The sequence below is a fragment of the Microbacterium marinum genome (assembly GCF_014204835.1).
GTDB classification, from domain to species: Bacteria; Actinomycetota; Actinomycetes; order Actinomycetales; family Microbacteriaceae; genus Microbacterium; species Microbacterium marinum.
Genome location: NZ_JACHMD010000001.1, coordinates 2,490,685 through 2,510,619, shown reverse-complemented (window position 1 = coordinate 2,510,619; position 19,935 = coordinate 2,490,685). Strand labels below are relative to the sequence as shown.

The 19,935-nt window shown below is 69.3% G+C and carries 19 protein-coding genes; 16 read left to right on the top strand and 3 right to left on the bottom strand.

Annotation, left to right across the window (positions count from 1 at the left end; all coding sequences use genetic code 11):
* Positions 1-42 precede the first annotated feature (42 nt).
* The 13 genes from dapA to dapF all read left to right on the top strand — a co-directional run bounded on the left by dapA (position 43) and on the right by dapF (position 13,226).
* The gene (gene dapA / locus BKA24_RS12345; RefSeq protein ID WP_184218614.1) at positions 43-1,020 is read left to right on the top strand and encodes a 4-hydroxy-tetrahydrodipicolinate synthase; all 978 of its coding nucleotides are present in this window, start codon (positions 43-45) and stop codon (positions 1,018-1,020) included.
* Positions 1,017-2,693 (top strand): ribonuclease J, encoded by a 1,677-nt coding sequence (locus tag BKA24_RS12340; RefSeq protein WP_184218611.1) that lies wholly within the window; start codon positions 1,017-1,019, stop codon positions 2,691-2,693. The genes dapA and BKA24_RS12340 overlap by 4 nt, the downstream gene beginning before the upstream one ends.
* Before the next feature lie 22 nt (positions 2,694-2,715).
* A complete protein-coding gene (locus BKA24_RS12335; protein ID WP_184218608.1) occupies positions 2,716-3,207 on the top strand; it encodes a GNAT family N-acetyltransferase in 492 nt (163 codons plus the stop codon).
* Between the two features lie 71 nt (positions 3,208-3,278).
* Positions 3,279-5,969: an FtsK/SpoIIIE family DNA translocase gene (locus BKA24_RS12330; RefSeq protein WP_184218605.1), complete on the top strand. Its 2,691-nt coding sequence runs from the start codon at positions 3,279-3,281 to the stop codon at positions 5,967-5,969.
* A gap of 18 nt (positions 5,970-5,987) precedes the next feature.
* Positions 5,988-6,557 carry a CDP-diacylglycerol--glycerol-3-phosphate 3-phosphatidyltransferase gene (gene pgsA, locus BKA24_RS12325; protein ID WP_184218602.1) on the top strand — a complete coding sequence of 190 codons (570 nt, stop codon included), beginning with the start codon at positions 5,988-5,990 and terminating at the stop codon, positions 6,555-6,557.
* A complete protein-coding gene (locus BKA24_RS12320; protein ID WP_184218599.1) occupies positions 6,554-7,093 on the top strand; it encodes a CinA family protein in 540 nt (179 codons plus the stop codon). Before pgsA ends, BKA24_RS12320 begins: the two co-directional genes overlap by 4 nt.
* A 149-nt stretch (positions 7,094-7,242) precedes the next feature.
* Complete coding sequence (locus BKA24_RS12315; RefSeq protein WP_184218595.1) at positions 7,243-7,563, top strand: helix-turn-helix domain-containing protein; 321 nt, start codon at positions 7,243-7,245, stop codon at positions 7,561-7,563.
* A 7-nt stretch (positions 7,564-7,570) separates the two neighbouring features.
* Entirely contained in the window at positions 7,571-7,792 is a 222-nt protein-coding gene (locus BKA24_RS12310) for a DUF3046 domain-containing protein (RefSeq protein ID WP_184218592.1), read from the top strand.
* A 227-nt stretch (positions 7,793-8,019) separates the two neighbouring features.
* On the top strand, positions 8,020-9,075 hold the full coding sequence (gene recA / locus BKA24_RS12305) for a recombinase RecA (protein ID WP_184218588.1): 1,056 nt from the start codon (positions 8,020-8,022) through the stop codon (positions 9,073-9,075).
* Between the two features lie 2 nt (positions 9,076-9,077).
* Positions 9,078-9,821 (top strand): regulatory protein RecX, encoded by a 744-nt coding sequence (locus tag BKA24_RS12300; protein ID WP_184218585.1) that lies wholly within the window; start codon positions 9,078-9,080, stop codon positions 9,819-9,821.
* 43 nt (positions 9,822-9,864) lie between these two features.
* Complete coding sequence (gene miaB, locus BKA24_RS12295) at positions 9,865-11,409, top strand: tRNA (N6-isopentenyl adenosine(37)-C2)-methylthiotransferase MiaB (protein ID WP_184218582.1); 1,545 nt, start codon at positions 9,865-9,867, stop codon at positions 11,407-11,409.
* A 4-nt stretch (positions 11,410-11,413) separates the two neighbouring features.
* Positions 11,414-12,322 carry a tRNA (adenosine(37)-N6)-dimethylallyltransferase MiaA gene (gene miaA, locus BKA24_RS12290; protein ID WP_184218579.1) on the top strand — a complete coding sequence of 303 codons (909 nt, stop codon included), beginning with the start codon at positions 11,414-11,416 and terminating at the stop codon, positions 12,320-12,322.
* Positions 12,323-12,359: 37 nt separating this feature from the next.
* Positions 12,360-13,226 carry a diaminopimelate epimerase gene (gene dapF, locus BKA24_RS12285; protein WP_184218576.1) on the top strand — a complete coding sequence of 289 codons (867 nt, stop codon included), beginning with the start codon at positions 12,360-12,362 and terminating at the stop codon, positions 13,224-13,226.
* On the opposite strand, the gene BKA24_RS12280 is transcribed toward dapF, so the two are convergent.
* Positions 13,203-13,868 (bottom strand): class I SAM-dependent methyltransferase, encoded by a 666-nt coding sequence (locus BKA24_RS12280; RefSeq protein ID WP_184218572.1) that lies wholly within the window; start codon positions 13,866-13,868, stop codon positions 13,203-13,205. The genes dapF and BKA24_RS12280 overlap by 24 nt on opposite strands.
* Positions 13,869-13,946: 78 nt before the next feature.
* Between BKA24_RS12280 and hflX the strand changes: the two genes are divergently transcribed.
* Positions 13,947-15,509 (top strand): GTPase HflX, encoded by a 1,563-nt coding sequence (gene hflX / locus BKA24_RS12275; RefSeq protein WP_221417322.1) that lies wholly within the window; start codon positions 13,947-13,949, stop codon positions 15,507-15,509.
* Positions 15,510-15,525: 16 nt separating this feature from the next.
* Here the strand turns inward: hflX and BKA24_RS12270 are convergent, their stop codons facing one another.
* Together BKA24_RS12270 and lexA are read right to left on the bottom strand one after the other, a co-directional pair.
* Positions 15,526-17,424 (bottom strand): prolyl oligopeptidase family serine peptidase, encoded by a 1,899-nt coding sequence (locus BKA24_RS12270; protein ID WP_184218569.1) that lies wholly within the window; start codon positions 17,422-17,424, stop codon positions 15,526-15,528.
* Between the two features lie 52 nt (positions 17,425-17,476).
* Positions 17,477-18,142, bottom strand: coding sequence for a transcriptional repressor LexA (lexA, locus tag BKA24_RS12265; RefSeq protein ID WP_184218566.1), 666 nt, complete (start codon positions 18,140-18,142; stop codon positions 17,477-17,479).
* 289 nt (positions 18,143-18,431) lie between these two features.
* Here lexA and BKA24_RS12260 point away from each other — a divergent pair, with 289 nt between their 5' ends.
* Entirely contained in the window at positions 18,432-18,815 is a 384-nt protein-coding gene (locus tag BKA24_RS12260) for a LysM peptidoglycan-binding domain-containing protein (protein ID WP_184218562.1), read from the top strand.
* 28 nt (positions 18,816-18,843) lie between these two features.
* Positions 18,844-19,917, top strand: coding sequence for a histidinol-phosphate transaminase (locus BKA24_RS12255; RefSeq protein ID WP_343066119.1), 1,074 nt, complete (start codon positions 18,844-18,846; stop codon positions 19,915-19,917).
* Positions 19,918-19,935 lie beyond the last annotated feature (18 nt).

The window sequence follows — 19,935 nt, the reverse complement described above, 5'->3', positions numbered from 1 at the left end:
GGGCCGCCGCGGAGCGAGGCCCCCGACCGGTACCCTGGAGGCATGACGCACTCCGGTAATCCCTTCGGCCAGGTGCTCGTCGCGCTCATCACTCCGATGACCGCCGACGGCGAAGTGGATTGGCCCGCGGTCGAGAAGCACATCGACGGCGTCATTACCGGCGGCGCCGACGGCATCGTCGTGACCGGCACCACCGGCGAGACCTCGACGCTCACGGATGCCGAGAAGCTGAAGCTCGTCGAGGTCGGCAAGTCCGTCTCGGCCGGCCGCGCGAAGATCATCACCGGCGGCGGATCGAACGAGACCGCCCACGCGATCGAGCTCTACAAGGCGAGCGAGAAGGCCGGCGCCGACGGCATCATGATCGTCACGCCGTACTACAACAAGCCGACGCAGGCGGGCATCCTCACGCACTTCCGTCTCGTCGCGGATGCCACCGATCTCCCGGTCATCCTCTACGACATCCCCGGCCGCACCGGAGTGCCCATCAAGTACGAGACGATCCTCCGGCTCGCGAAGCACCCGAACATCCTCGCCGTGAAGGACGCCAAGGGCGACTTCAGCGAGGTCAGCCGCGTGCTGAATCAGACGGATCTGCTCTACTTCTCCGGTGACGACGCGAACGTCCTCCCGCACCTGTCGATCGGCGCCGCCGGCCTCATCGGCGTGACGGCGAACATCACCTCCGCGCCGTACCGCGTGATCGTGGATGCCGTGAACCGCGGCGACCTGCACACCGCGACCGCCGCGCACAAGAAGCTCGAGCCGCTCGTGCGGGCCGTCATGACGCACGTCCCCGGCACCGTCAGCGCGAAGTACATCCTGCACGGCCTGGGCCGCATCTCGAGCCCGCGCGTGCGTCTGCCCCTCGTGGGCCCGGAGGAGTGGGAAGCCGCCCTCATCGAGGACGAACTCGCCCTCGTGAAGGACGTCGACGGCGCCGACTTCTCCAACTTCCGACCCGACCGCAACGCCGCCGCCGGCGGCGCCCTCCCGAAGGTGCATGGAACAACTCGATGAGCAACACCGTCTCCGCCCCTGAGGCCTTGGCACCCGGCACTCTCCGCGTCACCCCCGTCGGTGGCCTCGGCGAGGTCGGACGCAACATGACCGTCTTCGAGTTCGACGGCAAGCTCCTGATCGTCGACTGCGGCGTGCTGTTCCCTGAGGAGCACCAGCCGGGCGTCGACCTGATCCTCCCCGACTTCGAGGCCATCCGCGGTCGGCTCGACGACATCGTCGGTGTCGTCCTGACGCACGGCCACGAAGACCACATCGGCGCGGTGCCCTACCTGCTCAAGCGCAAGGGCGACATCCCCCTGATCGGATCCCAGCTGACCCTCGCCCTGGTCGAGGCGAAGCTCAAGGAGCACCGGATCAAGCCGTACTCCATGACGGTCGCCGAGGGGCAGCGCGAGCAGCTCGGACCCTTCGATCTCGAATTCGTCGCGGTCAACCACTCGATCCCGGATGCGCTCGCCGTCGCGATCCGCACGCCCGCGGGTCTGGTCCTCGCCACCGGCGACTTCAAGATGGACCAGCTCCCGCTGGACGGCCGCCTCACCGATCTCCGGGCGTTCGCGCGCCTGGGGGAGGAGGGGGTCGACCTCTTCCTCGTCGATTCGACCAACGCCGACGTGCCCGGCTTCACGCCGCTGGAGCGGGAGATCGGGCCGGTCCTCGATCAGGTGATCGGCAAGGCGCCGCGCCGCGTGATCGTGGCGAGCTTCTCGAGCCACGTGCACCGCGTGCAGCAGGTGATCGACGCCGCTGCCGCCCACGGCCGTCGTGTCGCGTTCTTGGGACGGTCGATGGTCCGGAACATGACCATCGCCGAGCAGCTCGGGTACCTCAACGTTCCCGACGGCGTGCTCATCGACTACAAGAAGGCCAAGGACCTGCCCGACGATCGCGTCGTCTACATGTCGACGGGCTCGCAGGGCGAGCCGATGGCCGTCCTGTCCCGCATGGCGAACCTCGACCACGCGATCGAGCCCGGGGAGGGTGACACCGTCATCCTCGCCTCGAGCCTCATCCCGGGCAACGAGAACGCCGTCTACCGCGTGATCGACGGCCTGACCAAGCTCGGCGCGAACGTCGTGCACAAGGCCAACGCCAAGGTGCACGTGTCGGGTCACGCCGCTGCCGGTGAGCTCCTGTACTGCTACAACATCCTGGGACCGAAGAACGTGCTTCCGGTGCACGGCGAGTACCGCCACCTCATGGCGAACGCGAAGCTCGCCCAGGACAGCGGCATCCCGGCGGAGAACACGATCATCGCCGAGAACGGCACCGTGATCGACCTCAAGGACGGCGTCACCCGCGTCGTCGGTCAGCTCGACCTCGGGTTCGTCTACGTCGACGGTTCGTCCGTCGGAGAGATCACCGACGCCGATCTGAAGGATCGTCGGATCCTGGGTGAAGAGGGGTTCATCTCCGTGATCGTCGTGGTGGATGCCGCGACCGGACGCATCGTGACCGGTCCCGAGATCCACGCACGCGGCTTCGCCGAGGACGACACCGTCTTCGATTCGGTCAAGCCGAAGATCGCGCAGGCGCTCACCGAGGCGGCGAAGTCGGGTGTCCGCGACCAGCACGCGCTCCAGCAGGTGGTCCGCCGGACGATCGGCCGCTGGGTCAACCAGTCGCTGCGCCGGCGCCCGATGATCGTGCCGATGGTCATCGAGGCCTGAGGCCGAACGCGGACGACCGGGCATGGCCGAGACCTGGACGCTGCGAGCCGCCACGCAGGGCGACGGTCTCTTCCTCGGCGACATGGTGGTCGAAGCGGCCAACTGGCGGGCGGGTGCCGCGCGTCCGCGGCATGAGATCTTGACGCACCCCGACCACCGGCGTTACCTCGCGGGATGGATGCGGCCGGGGGATGCCGGTGTCGTCGCGACGGTCGCGGACGAACCCGTCGGCGCCGCCTGGTACCGCATGCTCCCGCGCACCGACCCGGGGTTCGGGTACGTCGGCACGGGGGTGCCCGAGCTGATCATCGGCGTGCGGCCGCTGTGGCGTGCTCACGGTGTGGGGCGCGCGCTCCTGCGTCGGCTGTGCGACCAGGCGCGGGCCGAGGGGCGGGCGCGGATCTGCCTCTCGGTGGAGCGGGGCAACTTCGCTCAGGTCTTCTACCGCTCCGAGGGCTTCGCGGTCACGCAGAGCGGGTTCGGGCGCGACACGATGGTCAGATCGCTGCGCTGACGGCTGCCCGTCTGGCGGCTCCCGCCGCGTCAATCCGGGGAAGTGTCGTCCGTCGCGCCTACCGTGGAGGTATGGCCAGGAGCAGCAGTCCGACCAGCAAGTCCCGCGCGTCCGCGTCGGGCCCTTCGTCGCGCGCCAAGAAGTCCGAGCCGGCTCCCCGCAGCAAAGCTGCGCCCGCGCCCCGCCGATACGTCGACGACGTCGACAGGCCGCCGGTGATCGCACGAGCGTGGATGGGCCTCGCGCATGCGGTCGGCGGCATGTTCCGCGCCTTCGGTTCCGAGTCCCTCGAGAAGGATCAGCGACGCGACGGCTTCCCGTTCCTCCTCGTCCTGATGGCCGCCGCGGGAGCGGTCGTCGAGTGGTTCCTGATCGGCACGGACGTCGGCACGAACATCAGCGCCTACACCGTGGGGGCGCTCATCGGGCGCGAGGCCTTCGTCTTCCCGGTGATCCTCCTCATCCTGGCGGGCTGGCTGTTCCGGCATCCGCCCTCCGTCCATGACAACGGACGCATCGGCATCGGTGCCGGGTTGTTCATCCTGGCCGTCGCGGGCTTCTGCCACGTCCTCGGCGAGCGACCGCAGCCGAGCGCCGGTCTGCCCGCGCTGAGCGCCAGCGGCGGGCTCGCCGGCTGGGCCATCGGCGAGCCGCTCACGGCGTTGACCGAAGTCGGAGCCGGCATCGTCCTGGGGCTCCTCGCCGTTCTGAGCGTCCTGATCCTGACGAAGACGCCGCCGAACCGCATCGGCCAGCGCCTCGGCGACCTCTACGCCTGGATGTTCGGCGCCGAGCGCGCGGAGCCGCGCGCGGAGACCGCCCCCACCGTCGCGTTCGACGAGCCCTCGGACGACGCGGAGCCCAGCCTGCCCTGGTGGCGTCGCAATACGTCCGGTCGTGAAGAGGATGCCGACGGCGGCCTCGGCGCCGACGACCTCACCGCCCTGCTCGAAGCGAGCGGCGATGGCAGCTTCGACAACCCGGTGACCTCGCCCGAGGTGCCGACGGATGCGGTCACCGAGATCATCGATCCGGCTCCCGCCCGCAAGCCCGGACGTAAGCCGGGTGCGCTCGAGGTCCCGCCGCCGCCCCCGCTGCCCGACTTCCTGCCCGCCGGCTCCGATGCGGAGGGTGCGGACTCTGCGGACTACCGCCTCCCGGCATCCGATGCGCTCGCGGCGGGGACGCCGCACAAGGCACGCTCCGAGGCGAACGACGCGATGGTCCGCGCCATCACCGGAGTCTTCGAGCAGTTCTCGGTGGATGCGAAGGTCACCGGGTTCTCCCGCGGACCGACAGTCACCCAGTACGAGATCGCGCTCGGCCCCGGAGTGAAGGTCGAGCGCATCACCGCGCTGACCAACAACATCGCGTACGCCGTCGCCTCGAACGAGGTGCGCATCCTCGCGCCGATCCCCGGCAAGAGCGCCATCGGCGTCGAGATCCCGAACACCGATCGCGAGATCGTCACGCTCGGCGACGTCCTGCGTTCGCCGAATGCGCAGCAGGCGACCCACCCCATGACGATCGGCATCGGGAAGGACGTCGGCGGCGGATACGTCGTCGCGAACCTCGCGAAGATGCCGCACCTCCTTGTCGCCGGCTCCACCGGATCCGGTAAGTCGAGCTTCGTGAACTCTATGATCACGAGCCTCCTCATGCGCGCGAAGCCGAGCGATGTGCGGATGGTCCTGATCGACCCGAAGCGCGTCGAGCTCACCGGCTACGCCGGCGTGCCGCACCTCATCACCCCCATCATCACGAACCCCAAGAAGGCCGCTGAAGCGCTGCAGTGGGTCGTGAAGGAGATGGACATGCGGTACGACGACCTCGCGTCGTTCGGATTCCGCCACATCGACGACTTCAACAAGGCCGTCGTCGCCGGCGAGCTTCAGCTGCCGGCGGGGAGCGAGCGCGTCCTCAAGCCGTACCCCTACCTCCTGGTGGTCGTCGACGAGCTCGCCGACCTGATGATGGTCGCGCCGCGTGATGTCGAGGACTCGATCGTCCGCATCACGCAGCTCGCCCGCGCTTCCGGCATCCACCTCGTCCTCGCCACGCAGCGACCCTCCGTCGACGTCGTCACGGGTCTGATCAAGGCGAACGTCCCCTCCCGTCTCGCCTTCGCGGTCACGAGCGTCACCGACAGCCGCGTCATCCTCGACCAGCCCGGCGCGGACCGGCTCATCGGTCAGGGTGACGGGCTCTTCCTGCCGATGGGCGCATCGAAGGCGCTCCGCGTGCAGGGGGCCTGGGTGGCCGAGAAGGAGATCGAGAAGGTCGTCGCCCACGTCAAGAACCAGGCGCGTCCCGAGTACCGCAAGGACGTCGAGGCCATCGTCGAGAAGAAGGAGATCGACGCCGATATCGGTGACGATCTCGAACTGCTCCTCGCGGCCGCGGAGCAGATCATCTCCACGCAGTTCGGGTCCACCTCGATGCTGCAGCGAAAGCTCCGCGTCGGGTTCGCGAAAGCAGGACGACTCATGGATCTGCTGGAGGCGCGCGAGATCGTCGGGCCTTCGGAAGGATCCAAGGCCCGCGACGTCCTCGTGACGCCGGACGAGCTCCCCGCCGTCCTCGCCCGCCTCCGCGGAGAGGACCCGCCTGAGGACGACGTCCCTGCCGCCGTACCAGGGCCGCCCCCCGTCCCCGCCGACCCGTACGGGCCCGACGCCGTCACCGCACAGTTCGACGGCTACGAGGTCGTCGAGGCCGAGGGTGGCGACGAGGACGCCTGGGGCCTCACCGGCCGCGACTGACCTCGATAGGCTTCGATCGTGACGATCCCGAGGCAACTCCCCAACGCCATCACCATCGTGCGCATCCTGTGCGCTCCGGTGTTCGTCTGGATGCTGCTGGCCGATGCAGGCGCCGACGGCGGACTGCGCTGGGCGGCGGCGGTGCTGTTCATCGTCGCGATCGCCACGGACGGGATCGACGGGTACCTCGCGCGCAGGTACGACATCGTGTCGGACCTCGGCAAGCTCCTCGATCCGATCGCCGACAAGGTGCTGACGGGAGCCGCCTTCGTCGGCCTGTCGATCCTGGCCGAGCTGCCCTGGTGGATCACGATCCTCGTCCTCGTGCGTGAGGTCGGCATCACCGTCCATCGCCTGATCGTCGCCTCCGACCATGTCGTGGCGGCCGCGTGGATGGGCAAGCTCAAGACCGTCGCGCAGGGCGTTGCGCTCTCCCTCGCCCTGCTCCCGCTCTGGGAGGTGGTGGGCGACGGCATCCACGTCGTGAACGCGGTCGTCATGTCGATCGCGGTCATCCTCACCGTCGCAAGCGGGCTCGACTACGTCGTCACCGAGATCCGCGGCAGGCGCCGGGCGGCGCGGGCATGAGGCGGCGCACGCCGAGCGAACTCCCCGACGACCTCGAGGAGACCCTTGTCTCGGTGGGCCCTAGATCGGAGGCCGAACGCCTGGTCAGCCGGCTGAAGGAGCTCGGGTGGAGCCTCGGCGTCGCGGAGTCGCTCACGGGCGGGCTCGTCGCGGCATCCATCGTCGCGGTACCGGGGGCGTCGGTCGTCTTCCGTGGGGGGATCGTGGCCTACGCGACCGACCTGAAGGCGCGTCTGCTGTCGGTAGACGCGACTCTGCTGGAGGCGCACGGCCCGGTTCACCCGCGGGTCGCGAGGCAGATGGCGGAGGGCATCCGTCGCGCCGTCGGCGACGAGGATGCCGCTGATGTGGGGATCGCCACGACCGGTGTCGCGGGTCCGCTCTCGTCCGACGGTCAGCCCGTGGGGACCGTCCACATCGCGGTGTCGACGCCGCTCGGTTCGCGGGTCGAATCGCTGGAGCTCGACGGCGACCGGGAGCAGATCCGCACCGAGGCCGCTGCGCGGGCCATCGCCCTCGCGATCGAGGCTCTTTGACCCCGGGAATACGTCTCGTTTCGACGTCGTTACGTCTCGGTGATTCCCATCCATTCCCCAGCACGCGGGGTCTAGGGTGACAGCCAAGGTGTTGTACCGTTGTTCCCCCCGAAGGGTGCATCGGATGGACAGCAGAAGGAGGCCCCCGCATGATCCTGGTTCGTCAAGAGATCGGTGATGTGCTGCGCGACTTCCGTCTGCAGAAAGGGCACACGCTCCGTCAGGTGTCCGGCAAGGCCAGCGTCGCCCTGGGCTACCTGAGCGAGGTCGAGCGCGGCCAGAAGGAAGCATCCAGCGAGATCCTCGCCGCCGTCGCCGAGGCGCTCGATGTGCCGATCTCGCGGATCATGCGCGAAGTCGGTGACCGCATCTCCGTCCTCGAGGGTCTCCACCCGATCACGGACGTCGTGCCGGACGACCTCGCGTCGCTGGGCGACGACATCGTCACGCCTGAGCTTTCGCTCCGCTGACGCCCGCATGCGGCACAGCGAGTTCGAGCGCGCCGTCGCCGATGAGTTCGGTGCGACGGGGGCTGCGCTCGTCGACGACCTCGTCCTGACGGCTGTCGGCGGTCGGACCGCGCGACAGGCCCTCGCGGCCGGAGTCCCGCCACGCGAGGTCTGGCAGGCGCTGTGCGTGGAGACGGACGTCCCGATCGCGCGCCGTCACGGCGCAGGTCGCCTCGAGCCGCGTCGCTGACCGGCGTGTCGCGCTCGAAGATCTGTTCGATACGCGCGTAGGCTTCTGCACAACGGGAGTCGGACGAACGTCGTCCACGGCGAGCGGGTCGAGCGGCAGCGATGTCGGAGGCCCCTCGTAGCGTGAAGGACGTCAGATGACACCCACGCCCTGTCGCAGCATCCGATCCATCGGTGACGAGCGCGACAGCCTACGGGCGACGGACCTCGAGCACGAAGGAGCATGACATGCCATCACCCGCCGACCGCGAGAAGGCCCTGGAATCGGCCCTCGCCCAGATCGACCGCCAGTTCGGCAAGGGCTCGATCATGCGACTGGGGAGCGACGAGCGTGCTCCCGTCGAGGTCATCCCCACCGGCTCGATCGCGCTCGATGTCGCGCTCGGTATCGGCGGCCTCCCGCGCGGCCGCGTCGTCGAGATCTACGGCCCGGAGTCCTCGGGTAAGACGACGCTCACCCTGCACGCGATCGCCAATGTGCAGCGCGCCGGCGGCATCGCCGCCTTCGTCGACGCGGAGCACGCGCTCGACCCCGACTACGCGCAGAAGCTCGGCGTCGACATCGACCAGCTTCTCGTGTCGCAGCCCGACACCGGTGAGCAGGCGCTCGAGATCGCCGACATGCTGATCCGTTCCGGCGCCATCGACCTGGTCGTCATCGACTCCGTGGCGGCCCTCGTGCCCGAGGCGGAGATCAAGGGCGAGATGGGCGATTCCCACGTCGGTCTGCAGGCCCGCCTCATGTCGCAGGCGCTCCGAAAGATCACCGGTGGCCTCAGCCAGACCAAGACGACGGCGATCTTCATCAACCAGCTGCGCGAGAAGATCGGTGTGTTCTTCGGATCGCCCGAGACCACGGCCGGTGGTAAGGCGCTGAAGTTCTACGCGTCGGTCCGTCTCGACATCCGTCGCATCGAGACGCTGAAGGACGGTACCGAGGCAGTCGGCAACCGCACGCGCGTCAAGGTCGTCAAGAACAAGATGGCGCCCCCCTTCAAGCAGGCGGAGTTCGACATCCTCTACGGCGTCGGCATCTCCCGCGAGGGCAGCCTGATCGACTTCGGTGTCGAGCACGGCATCGTCAAGAAGTCGGGTGCCTGGTACACGTACGAGGGCGAGCAGCTCGGGCAGGGCAAGGAGAACTCCCGCAACTTCCTGCTCAAGAACACCGATGTCGCGGCGGAGATCGAGACGAAGATCAAGCAGAAGATGGGCATCGGCCAGCCCCGTCAGACCGAGGACGCACCGGCGAGCGACGAGCTCGCCGCGCGCCGCCCGGCCTGACCATGACGGTGGAGAACGGGGGCGAGCAGGAATCGCTCGCCCCCGTCATCCCCTTGTTCGGCGGTCGGGTCGCCGCGCAGGAGCGGTCGGACCCGCCCGTGCGAGCCGAAGCGGCGCGCGGTGACGCAGCGACGCCGTGGCACGCGACGTGGATCGACGATCCGAGTCGTGGCGGTGCTCCGCGATCGGCGAGTCACCCGGTGTTCGGGCGGCGCCGTCCTCCCGAGCCCGCGTCTGCGGACGACGACGAGGACTCGAGTGACCTCGCCGACGATGCGGAGCGGAGTCTCCTGAGGAAGCTGCGCACCCGGTCGCTCTCGGTCAAGGAAGCGCGCGCGGCTGTGAGCGCATACGAGCTCGACGCGGGAGCCGTCGACGAGATCGTCAGCCGCTTCCTCGATCGGGGCTATCTCGACGACGCGGCGCTCGCGGAGCAACTCGTCGACAAGGCGACGTCGCGGAAGGCCCAGGGCCGGCAGGCGATCGGCCAGACGCTCGCACAGCGGGGGATTCCGCGCGAGGTGATCGACGCCGCACTCGACCAGCTCCCCGACGACGAGTGGGAACGCGCTCTCGAGTTCGCCCGAGGGAAAGCTGCGGGGATGGCCGACCTCGATCGAGACGTGGCGCTTCGTCGCCTCGCCGGTCAGCTCGCGCGTCGAGGCTTCGGAGGCGCGGCACTGTCGGCCGCCCGGCAGGCGCTCGAAGAGAACACGCGTCCCCGACACGGCGTCAGGTTCGAATGATCCGATCGGTCGTCATGGCGACGGCTCGTAGAATGGCCAGATCATGACCAGCCCGTCCGCTGCCCCCACTCTCATCGCGCCGTCTACCGCCGCCGTCACCGTGGACGGTCGCGCGCGCACCTACGAAGTACGCACCTTCGGATGCCAGATGAACGTGCACGACTCCGAGCGCCTCTCCGGCTCCCTCGAGTCAGCCGGATACGTGCGCGCCGAGGTGGGCGACGAGGCGGATGTCGTCGTCATCAACACGTGCGCTGTGCGCGACAACGCCTCCGGCAAGCTGTACGGCACGCTCGGCCATCTGAAGAGTCGCAAGGACAAGCACGAGGGCATGCAGATCGCCGTCGGCGGATGTCTCGCGCAAATGGACAAGGACGCGGTTCAGCAGAAGGCTCCCTGGGTGGACGTGGTCTTCGGCACCCACAACATGGGGTCGCTGCCGGGCATGCTCGAACGCGCCCGTCACAACGGCGAAGCCGAACTCGAAATCCTCGACGCGCTCGAGGTGTTCCCCTCCACGCTCCCCACCAAGCGCGACTCCGCACACAGTGGATGGGTCTCGATCTCGGTGGGCTGCAACAACACGTGCACGTTCTGCATCGTCCCGAGCCTCCGCGGCAAGGAGAAAGATCGCCGACCCGGTGACATCCTGAGCGAGATCAAGCTCCTCGTCGACGATGGCGCGATCGAGGTCACCCTGCTCGGCCAGAACGTCAACAGCTACGGCGTTGAATTCGGCGACCGCCAGGCATTCGGCAAGCTCCTCCGCGCGGCGGGGGAGATCCCCGGTCTGGAGCGCATCCGCTTCACGAGCCCTCACCCGGCGGCCTTCACCGACGACGTCATCGACGCGATGGCCGAGACGCCCGCCGTCATGCCGCAGCTGCACATGCCGCTCCAGTCCGGATCGGACCGCATCCTCAAAGCGATGCGCCGGTCCTACCGGAGCGACCGCTTCCTCGGCATCCTCGACCGCGTCCGCGCCAAGATGCCAGACGCAGCGATCTCGACCGACATCATCGTCGGCTTCCCCGGCGAGACCGAAGAGGACTTCGAGGACACGCTGCGGGTCGTCGAGCAGGCCCGATTCGCGAGTGCCTTCACCTTCCAGTACTCGATCCGCGAGGGCACGCCGGCGGCGACGATGCCCGACCAGGTGCCGAAGGACGTCGTCCAGCGTCGCTACGAGCGACTCGTCGCCCTGCAGGAGCGGATCTCCCTCGAAGAGAACCAGAAGCAGCTCGGTCGCGAGATCGACGTGCTGGTGTCGACAGGGGAGGGAAAGAAGGATGCCGCGACGCACCGTCTCACCGGCCGCGCCGAGGACAACCGACTGGTCCACTTCGAGCTCCCGGAGGGATCGCCGTTCCCGAGGCCTGGCGATGTCGTGACGGTCGTCGTCACCCACGCCGCCCCGTTCCATCTGCTTGCCGACAGCTCCGACGGCGCGCCGCTGCGCATCCGCCGGACGCGCGCCGGCGACGCCTGGGATCGCGCTCAGGCCGATTCGTGCGGCGTCCCGGCTGCGGCGGACGGTGCGCCGCGCGCTGTCTCGCTCGGCCTGCCGACGCTCCGCGTCGGCCAGTGAGGCGGTGACCGCGCCGCGCCTGTGGGCGCTGGTCGGCGCGACCGGGACGGGGAAGACCGCCCTCTCGCTCCGGCTCGCGGAGGCGATCGACGCCGAGATCGTCAACGCCGACGCCATGCAGCTCTACCGCGGCATGGACATCGGCACGGCGAAGCTGCCGGTCGCGGACAGACGCGGCATCCCGCACCATCTGTTCGATGTCCTCGAGGTCTCCCAGGATGCCGCCGTCGCGGCCTACCAGCGTGATGCCCGGCAGGCCATCAGAGAGGTGTTCGACCGGGGCAAGGATGCCGTGCTCGTCGGCGGCTCGGGGCTCTACGTCTCGAGTGTGCTGTTCGACTTCCGGTTCCCGCCGCGCGATCACAGCCTCCGGGCGGAACTCGAGGCCGAACTCGATCGAGAGGGTGCGGCGCAGCTGCTGGAGCGGTTGCGCGCGCTCGACCCGGACACCGCCGCAAGGGTCGACCCGCGAAACGGCCGTCGCATCGTCCGTGCGCTCGAAGTGGTCCTCCAGGGTGCTGCCACGCACGGCGCCACCCTTCCCGACGCGCCGGAGTCCTGGCATCCGCAGACCACGGTTGTGGGCGTCCACGTCGAGCGCGAAGCGCTGGTGACGCGTCTGGACGACCGGGTGACGGGGATGTGGTCACAGGGCATCTTCGCGGAGGCGGAGGGCCTGCTCTCGCAGGGCCTCGAGCAGGGCACCACCGCGCAGCGGGCCATCGGATACGCCCAGGCGCTCGCACAGCTGCGCGGCGAGATCAGCGAAGCCGAGGCGATCGCGCAGACCCAGGCGCTCACGCGCCGCTATGCCCGCCGCCAGGTGTCGTGGTTCAAGCGCTATCCCCGACTTCACTGGGTGGCGCCGGACGCGACCGTCGGGCAGCTCCGAGACTTGGAATCCCCGGCCTAGAATCCCCGCCCTGGGATCACCAATCTAGAATCAGAGGGTGGCGATGATCCCCTTCACCAAAGGTCACGGAACCGGCAACGACTTCGTGATCGTTGCCGACCCCGACGGGACGATGACGCTGTCCGCCGACCAGATCGCGGCGCTCACCGATCGCCGCTTCGGGATCGGCGCCGACGGACTGCTGCGCGTCGTGCGCTCCACCGCCATCGACGAGGGGACGTCGACTCCTGACGCGGAGTGGTTCATGGACTACCGCAATGCGGACGGCTCCGCGGCGGAGATGTGCGGCAACGGTGTCCGCGTCTTCGTCAAGTACCTCCTGAGCGCTGGACTCGCGACCCTCGGCGCGGGGGAGACCCTTCGGATCGGAACCCGCGCGGGCACCAAGGCGGTCACGCTGTCCGACAACGGCTTCGAAGTCGACCTGGGCCTGTGGCGTCCCGAGGAACAGGAGATCCTGGTCCGCGGTCGCGGACTAGCGGTGGCACGCCCCGGGCTCGGCGTCGACGTCGGCAACCCGCACGTCGTGGTCGCGCTCTCGAGCGTGGACGAACTGACGGGACTCGATCTGACGGTGCAGCCTGTGCTCGATCCCGCACCGGCCGCGGGAGCGAACGTCGAGTTCGTCGTCCCCGCCGAACCGCTCGTCGAGGACGGCGTCGGAACCATCCGGATGCGCGTCTTCGAACGCGGCGTCGGCGAGACGCTGTCGTGCGGCACGGGTGTGGCGGCATCCGCCCTGGCCGTTCGACACTGGGCCGGAGCCGGTGCGCCGGACCGCTGGAACGTCGACGTCCCGGGCGGACGCCTGGGCGTCCGTGTCGTCAGGACGGATGCGGGCGAGCGCGTTCTGCTCTCGGGTCCCGCGACGCTCGTCTTCTCAGGCGAGATCTCCCTCGCCTGAGGCGGGCAGGTCGATCGCTCCCGTCGGCGGGGTGCCGTGGCGACGGACTTTGAGCACGCGGAACCCGCGCCCCGTTGCCGCCCGGCTCACGGAGTAGCTCCGGTCGAGGGATGCCGCGAGCCAGCGCTGCAGCGAGTCGGATCCGAGGTTGCGCTGCACGACGAGCCAGGCGTCACTCCGCTCGGCGAGGCGGGGGATCCACGTGTCGAGGAGTCCGTGCAGCACATCCTTGCCCACGCGGATCGGCGGGTTGGAGCGGATGGTCCGGAACGCGATGTCGTCGGGAACATCCTGCGGCAGGACGGCGTTGACATTGGTGGCGCCCAGCTCGGCGGCGTTCCGTCGGACCAGGTCGAGTGCGCGTTCGTTCACGTCGACCGCCCACACGGTGGCGTGGGGGGATTCGAGTGCGAGCGACAGGGCGATCGGGCCCCAGCCGCACCCGAGGTCGAGCAGATGGCCTCCGGGTGGGGGCGGGGGAGTGTTCGCCAGCAGGACGGCCGTCCCGCCGTCGACGTGCTCGGGACTGAAGACCCCGCCGGCGGTCGTCACCTCGACGTCGCGTCCGGCGAGGGACACACGGATGCGACGGAGGTTCTCGGGGCTGGCGGGGGACGCGCTGAAGTAGTGGTCGCTCCCCATGCGACGAGCGTAGCGGAGGCGGCTCCGCCCGCGGGAAGCTAGAGTTCACGGATGGCCGCACGGCCTCGAAAGGATCACATGACGGACACCACCACCCCCTCCACTGCGGACGATCGGGCGACGACGGATGCCACGGCGACGACGCCGGGCGAGTCCCTCGACGCGGTGGATCGCGTGCTCGCGCGCGCAGAGGCTCGGTCGGGTGTGAGCGTCTTCGGCTCCGGCGGTTCCGCTCAGGCGCTGCAGGACGCGACGACGGTCTCCTACAGCGACACCGACGGCGACCAGTGGGACCGTGAGGAGCGCGCGGCGCTTCGTCGCGTGCCGGGTCTGTCGACCGAGCTCGAGGACGTCACCGAGGTCGAGTACCGCCAGCTGCGGCTCGAGAACGTCGTCCTCATCGGCGTCTATCCGCAGGGGTCCCACGAGGATGCCGAGAACTCGCTCCGCGAGCTCGCCGCCCTGAGTGAGACGGCCGGTGCGGTGGTGCTCGACGGTGTTCTCCAGCGGCGACCCCACCCCGACCCCGCGACGTACATCGGACGCGGCAAGGCAGCGGAGCTGCGCGATCTCGTCGCGGCGGTCGGTGCCGACACGGTCATCGCCGACACCGAGCTCGCTCCCAGCCAGCGACGCGCGCTCGAGGACGTGGTCAAGGTGAAGGTGATCGACCGCACGACGGTGATCCTCGACATCTTCAGCCAGCACGCGAAAAGCCGAGAGGGCAAGGCGCAGGTCGAGCTCGCCCAGCTCGAGTACCTCCTCCCGCGTCTGCGCGGATGGGGTGACTCGATGAGCCGCCAGGCCGGTGGACAGGTCGGCGCGGGCGGGGCCGGTATGGGCTCGCGCGGACCAGGTGAGACGAAGATCGAGCTCGATCGTCGTCGCATCCGCACGCGGATGGCGATGCTCCGGCGTCAGATTCGCGACTTCGCCCCCGCACGCGACGCCAAGCGTGCCGAGCGCAAGCGCAACACGATCCCGTCCGTGGCGATCGCCGGCTACACGAACGCCGGCAAGTCCAGTCTCCTGAACCGCCTGACGAGCGCCGGCGTGCTCGTGGAGAACGCGCTGTTCGCGACCCTCGACGCGACGGTGCGCCGCGCGGAAGCGGCGGACGGGCGCGTGTTCACCCTGACCGACACGGTGGGATTCGTCCGAAACCTCCCGCATCAGCTGGTGGAGGCGTTCCGCTCGACGCTGGAGGAGGTCGGCGGGGCCGACGTCATCGTCCACGTCGTCGACGGGTCGCACCCCGACCCGGCCGCGCAGCTCGCGACCGTCCGAGACGTGATGGGTGACGTCGGAGCGCGGTCGACGAACGAGATCGTCGTTTTCAACAAGGCCGACCTCGTCGACCCCGATTCGCGCCTCGTGCTGCGCGGGCTCGAACCGCACGCGCACTTCGTGTCGTCCAGGACGGGCGAGGGGATCGCCGAGCTCCGCGCCGCGATCGAGGAGGCGCTGCCGCTGCCCGCCGTCGAGGTGCGGGCTCTGGTCCCGTACGACCGCGGCGATCTGGTCAACGCTGTCCACGAGTCCGGGCTGATCGTGTCGACGACGCACGAGGAGGGCGGCACGGCCGTCCACGCGCACGTCTCGGAGCGCCTGGCGGCGGAACTGGCTCCGTACGCCGTGTGAGTCCGCCGCCGGACGATCAGTCCAGTTCGACCGGTGGCACCCCTGGCGTCTCGAACCCGAAGACCTGACCGAGGAAGGCCAGTTCGGACTCGAGGGAGTGGACGATCGTCTCCGCCTTCCGGAACCCGTGCCCCTCGCCTTCATAGAGGACGTAGGCATGGGGGATTCCGCGTGAGCGGAGCGCGTCCCTGATCGCCTCCGCCTGCGTGGGCGGGACGACCGCGTCTTCATCGCCCTGGAGGAGGAGGACAGGCACCCGGAAGCCCTCGGTGCGCCCGAGCGGCGATCGCTCCAGGTAGAGCGCCTCGGCTTCCGGGAGCGGGCCGATGAGTCCATCGAGGTAGCGGGCTTCGAAGTCGTGGGTGTCGGTCGCCAGTGTCCGGGCATCCCCGACGCCGTAGCGCGAGATGCCGGCGCCGAACACCTCGGTGCCGACGAGCGCGGCCAGCACCGTCCACCCACCGGCGGAGCCGCCTTCGATCGCGATCCGCGCAGCGTCGGCGCGGCCCTCCTCGACGAGGCCTGTCGCGGCTGCGGCAACGTCGTCCACGTCGACGATGCCCCACTGTCCACGGAGCCGCTCACGGTAGGCGCGGCCGTAGCCCGTGGAGCCTCCGTAGTTGACCTCGAGCACGCCGATCCCGCGACTCGTGAAGTAGACAGTCTTGCTGTCGGCCACACCCCCGACGTGAGACGTCGGACCGCCGTGCACGAAGATGACGTACGGCGGCAGTTCTCCCTCGGGCGCTGCGTGGGTGGGGCTGGTCGGAGCGTGGTCGAAGGCGTGGACGGGCCCGTGAGCGCCGTCGACCGTGAGCTCACGCACGGCGGGGGTCCAGGTCTCGCCGAGCTCGGACACGCTGCCGCGCACGAGCTCGTGGGAGCCGTCGGGTTCGATGACCCACACACCGGTCACCCCGGGGGCCGAACCGGTGACGATCACCCGATCGCCGTGGACGTCCTCGATGACCGCGCGCGCCCGCACCGGCAGGTCGAGCCGGGTCACGGTCCCCGCCGCATCGATCCGAACGAGTTCGTCGGCACCATTCGTGCGGACGGCGACGACGTCGCCCCCTGCCAGAGGCGCGTACCACCGCAGCCCCAGCACCCAGAGTCCGGCACCTGTGTCGGCGTCGGCGGGCGCGAGTGGCGTGACGGTGGACGATGCGGCATCCGCCCGGTAGAGATTCCACCGTCCCGTGGGCTCATCGATGAACAGGAGGCCGCCGTCGACGGTCCACTCGGGTTGAAGGGCCGCGGTCGCGCCGTCGCTGACCGACCGTGATGCCCGCACGCGGCCGTCCTCCAGTGCGGCGACGCGCACCTCGGTGCGGTCCCAGGGCATGTCCGGATGGTTCCACGCGACCCACGCCAGCGTGCGGCCATCGGGGCTGAGCGCGGGCTGCGCGAGGAAGTCGCTGCCCGACACGAGCTCCGTCACCGTCTGGCTGCCGTCGGTGGCGATGGCGATGATCGAACGTCGCGGCACATGGCTCCCGCCGTGGACCTCACGGACAGCCAGGAGCGTGCCGGCCTGCCAGCGGAGGCCGCCGTGCCGGATCGCGTCGTCGGCCTCGGTCAGCGGGACCGGGTCGCCGCCCGGAAGCAGACTCCAGACGCGCTGATCGGTCTTCTCCACGAAGAAGAGCCGACCCTCGGCCGTCGCCGTCCAGGAGCCGCCGCCGTACTCGTGGGCACGCGAGCGCGCATTCCAGGGATCGGGGAGCAGATCCTCGATGGCGCCGGACGCGGTGCGCCTGCGGACGGACGAACGACCACCTTCTGTCGGCAGGGATTCGCCCCACCACACCTCGTCCCCGACGAAGCGCGCACCGTCGAATCGAGCGGATGCCGCGGAGGCATCTGCGGCGGAGAGCGGTGACAGCCAGGATCCGTAGGGAGCGATCGTCGTCATGACTCTCACGCTACGCGGCGTGCGCGTGAGTCACGTGTCGACCGTAGAGGTGTCAGACCGCTCGCAGGACGGCGACGACCTTACCGAGGACGACCGCCTCGTCACCGAGGATCGGTTCGAAGGCGGAGTTGCGGGGGAGGAGCCAGGTGTGGCCGTCGCGCTGGCGGAAGGTCTTCACGGTGGCCTCGCCGTCGAGCATCGCCGCGACGATCTCACCGTTGTCGGCGGTGGCCTGCGAGCGGACGACGACCCAGTCGCCGTCGCAGATCGCCGCGTCGATCATCGAGTCTCCCGAGACCTTCAGCATGAACAGCTCGCCCTTGCCGACGAGCTGCCGCGGAAGGGGGAAGATCTCCTCCACCTGCTGCTCGGCGGTGATCGGCACACCGGCGGCGATCCGCCCCACCAGCGGGACCATCGCGGCATCACCGACGGCGGGCACCGAGTCGGCGGGGTTCTCTCCGGCCGTCCCGGGCAGGTCGATGAGCACCTCCATCGCGCGTGTCTTGCCGGGGTCGCGACGGAGATACCCGCTGAGTTCGAGCTGCCCGAGCTGGTGGGTGACGCTGGAGAGGGACTTCAAGCCGACCGCGTCGCCGATCTCGCGCATGCTCGGCGGATAGCCGTGCGTGGCGATCGAGCGCTGGATGACCTCCAGAATGGCGAGCTGCTTGTCGCTGAGGTTCTTGCGCCTGCGGGTCTGCGGCTTCTCGCTCATGTGTTCCTCTCCCGTCCCGGTTTCCCGGTCCTTCCCGCGGTGCGGGGTGCACGCGCCTTCGAATGTCGGAGGTCGGTGGTGGGCTGTCGTCATCGAAACCGTATCCGGTGTCGAGAGGTTCTCTTCGTAGTCGACCGCGTGTCGTCTTCGATGGATCTCCGAGATCGGGTCGCTTGACAGTCTACGAATATCGAAGATAGATTCGGAAGAGAACTTCGCACCTCGCCCGTCCCGGCCGATGGGCGAGGGCGAAGATCTCACCTGACCGGGTCGTCCCCGAGGAGGAATCATGAGCACGCTGACCATCACCGACGCTGTCCGTCCGATCGCCCCCGTCGTCTCGACGCGGTTGCGGATCACGGCTCGCGGCCGCCGTGTCGTCGCTCTCCTCGCTTCGGTGCCCGTCGTGACCGCGCTCGCTGCAGCGATCCTGTCGGGCGGAGGCGCCCTCGCGAGCGGCGAGGCCGGTGCTCCGGCCGGTTCGTTCGAGACCGTGACGGTCCTGCCCGGCGACTCCCTGTGGTCGATCGCTGAAGACATCGCACCGGGTCACGACCCGCGTGACGTCGTCGACGGGCTCATGAGCCTCAACGCGCTGTCGTCGGCGGTGCTCGATGCGGGACAGTCGCTGGCCATTCCGACGGAGTACGCCGGCTCAGCATCCGGGAAATGAGTCACCCTCCGCGCCGTACGATGGCGTGGTGAGTGCGAGTCTGGACGACCTACCCCTTCGTGACGATCTGCGAGGCAAGACACCCTACGGTGCGCCCCAGGCGCCGCTGCCGGTTGCTCTGAACGTCAACGAGAACACCCACCCCGTTCCCGAGGAAGTCGCGGACGACATCCTCGACGGCATCGCCCAAGCGCTGCAGGACATCAACCGCTACCCCGACCGTGAGTTCACCGCCCTTCGCGAGGGATTCGCCGACTACCTGGGTCACGGACTCCAGCCCGACCAGATCTGGGCGGCGAACGGATCGAACGAAGTGCTCCAGCACATCCTCCAGGCGTTCGGAGGCCCGGGCCGCACCGCGTTCGGCTTCGGACCCACGTACTCGATGTACCCGCTGCTGACGGGCGCGACGGGCGCGCAGTACGTCAGCGGGACGCGAGGGCCGGACTTCTCTCTCTCGGCGGCGGACGCCGCTGCGCAGGTCGCCGAGGTGCAGCCCGATGTCGTCTTCCTGTGCGCACCGAACAATCCCACCGGCACCCCGATGGGATTGGACGTCATCGAGGCGGTCTACGAGGTCTCGCGGGGCATCGTGATCGTCGACGAGGCGTACTGGGAGTTCGCCCCGCGGGAGGAATCCTCCGCGCTGACGCTGCTGCAGGGTCGGGAGCGGCTCGTCGTCTCGCGAACGATGAGCAAGGCGTTCGCCTTCGCCGGCGCGCGCGTGGGTTATCTCGCGGCGGATCCGGCCCTGATCGACGCGTTGCGGCTGGTCAGACTGCCCTACCACCTGAGCGCACTCACGCAGGCCGCGGCGACCGCCGCACTCCGGCACGCGCCGACGATGCTGTCGATGGTCGACGACATCGTGTCGCAGCGCGACCGGATCTCTGCAACGCTCTCTGCCCTGGGGTACACCCCCTACGAGAGCTGGTCCAACTTCGTCCTGTTCGGTGGCGTCGACGACCCGAAAGCCACGTGGCAGGGGCTGTACGACCGCGGCATCCTCATCCGCGACGTCGGTCTCCCGCACACGCTGCGCGTGACCGCAGGCAGCGCTGAGGAATCGACCGCGTTCCTGGAGGCCCTTGCGTCGCTGTGATCGCCTCGGCGGTTCCGC

Coding starts and splice junctions, on each gene's coding strand:
- BKA24_RS12260 (WP_184218562.1), top strand. CDS start 18,432: ATGAGCACGCTGACCATCACCGACGCTGTCCGTCCGATCGCCCCCGTC.
- BKA24_RS12340 (WP_184218611.1), top strand. CDS start 1,017: ATGAGCAACACCGTCTCCGCCCCTGAGGCCTTGGCACCCGGCACTCTC.
- BKA24_RS12280 (WP_184218572.1), bottom strand. CDS start 13,868: ATGGGGAGCGACCACTACTTCAGCGCGTCCCCCGCCAGCCCCGAGAAC.
- BKA24_RS12310 (WP_184218592.1), top strand. CDS start 7,571: ATGCGGCACAGCGAGTTCGAGCGCGCCGTCGCCGATGAGTTCGGTGCG.
- BKA24_RS12315 (WP_184218595.1), top strand. CDS start 7,243: ATGATCCTGGTTCGTCAAGAGATCGGTGATGTGCTGCGCGACTTCCGT.
- lexA (WP_184218566.1), bottom strand. CDS start 18,142: ATGAGCGAGAAGCCGCAGACCCGCAGGCGCAAGAACCTCAGCGACAAG.
- BKA24_RS12330 (WP_184218605.1), top strand. CDS start 3,279: ATGGCCAGGAGCAGCAGTCCGACCAGCAAGTCCCGCGCGTCCGCGTCG.
- hflX (WP_221417322.1), top strand. CDS start 13,947: ATGACGGACACCACCACCCCCTCCACTGCGGACGATCGGGCGACGACG.
- BKA24_RS12320 (WP_184218599.1), top strand. CDS start 6,554: ATGAGGCGGCGCACGCCGAGCGAACTCCCCGACGACCTCGAGGAGACC.
- recA (WP_184218588.1), top strand. CDS start 8,020: ATGCCATCACCCGCCGACCGCGAGAAGGCCCTGGAATCGGCCCTCGCC.
- dapA (WP_184218614.1), top strand. CDS start 43: ATGACGCACTCCGGTAATCCCTTCGGCCAGGTGCTCGTCGCGCTCATC.
- BKA24_RS12300 (WP_184218585.1), top strand. CDS start 9,078: ATGACGGTGGAGAACGGGGGCGAGCAGGAATCGCTCGCCCCCGTCATC.
- BKA24_RS12335 (WP_184218608.1), top strand. CDS start 2,716: ATGGCCGAGACCTGGACGCTGCGAGCCGCCACGCAGGGCGACGGTCTC.
- miaB (WP_184218582.1), top strand. CDS start 9,865: ATGACCAGCCCGTCCGCTGCCCCCACTCTCATCGCGCCGTCTACCGCC.
- BKA24_RS12270 (WP_184218569.1), bottom strand. CDS start 17,424: ATGACGACGATCGCTCCCTACGGATCCTGGCTGTCACCGCTCTCCGCC.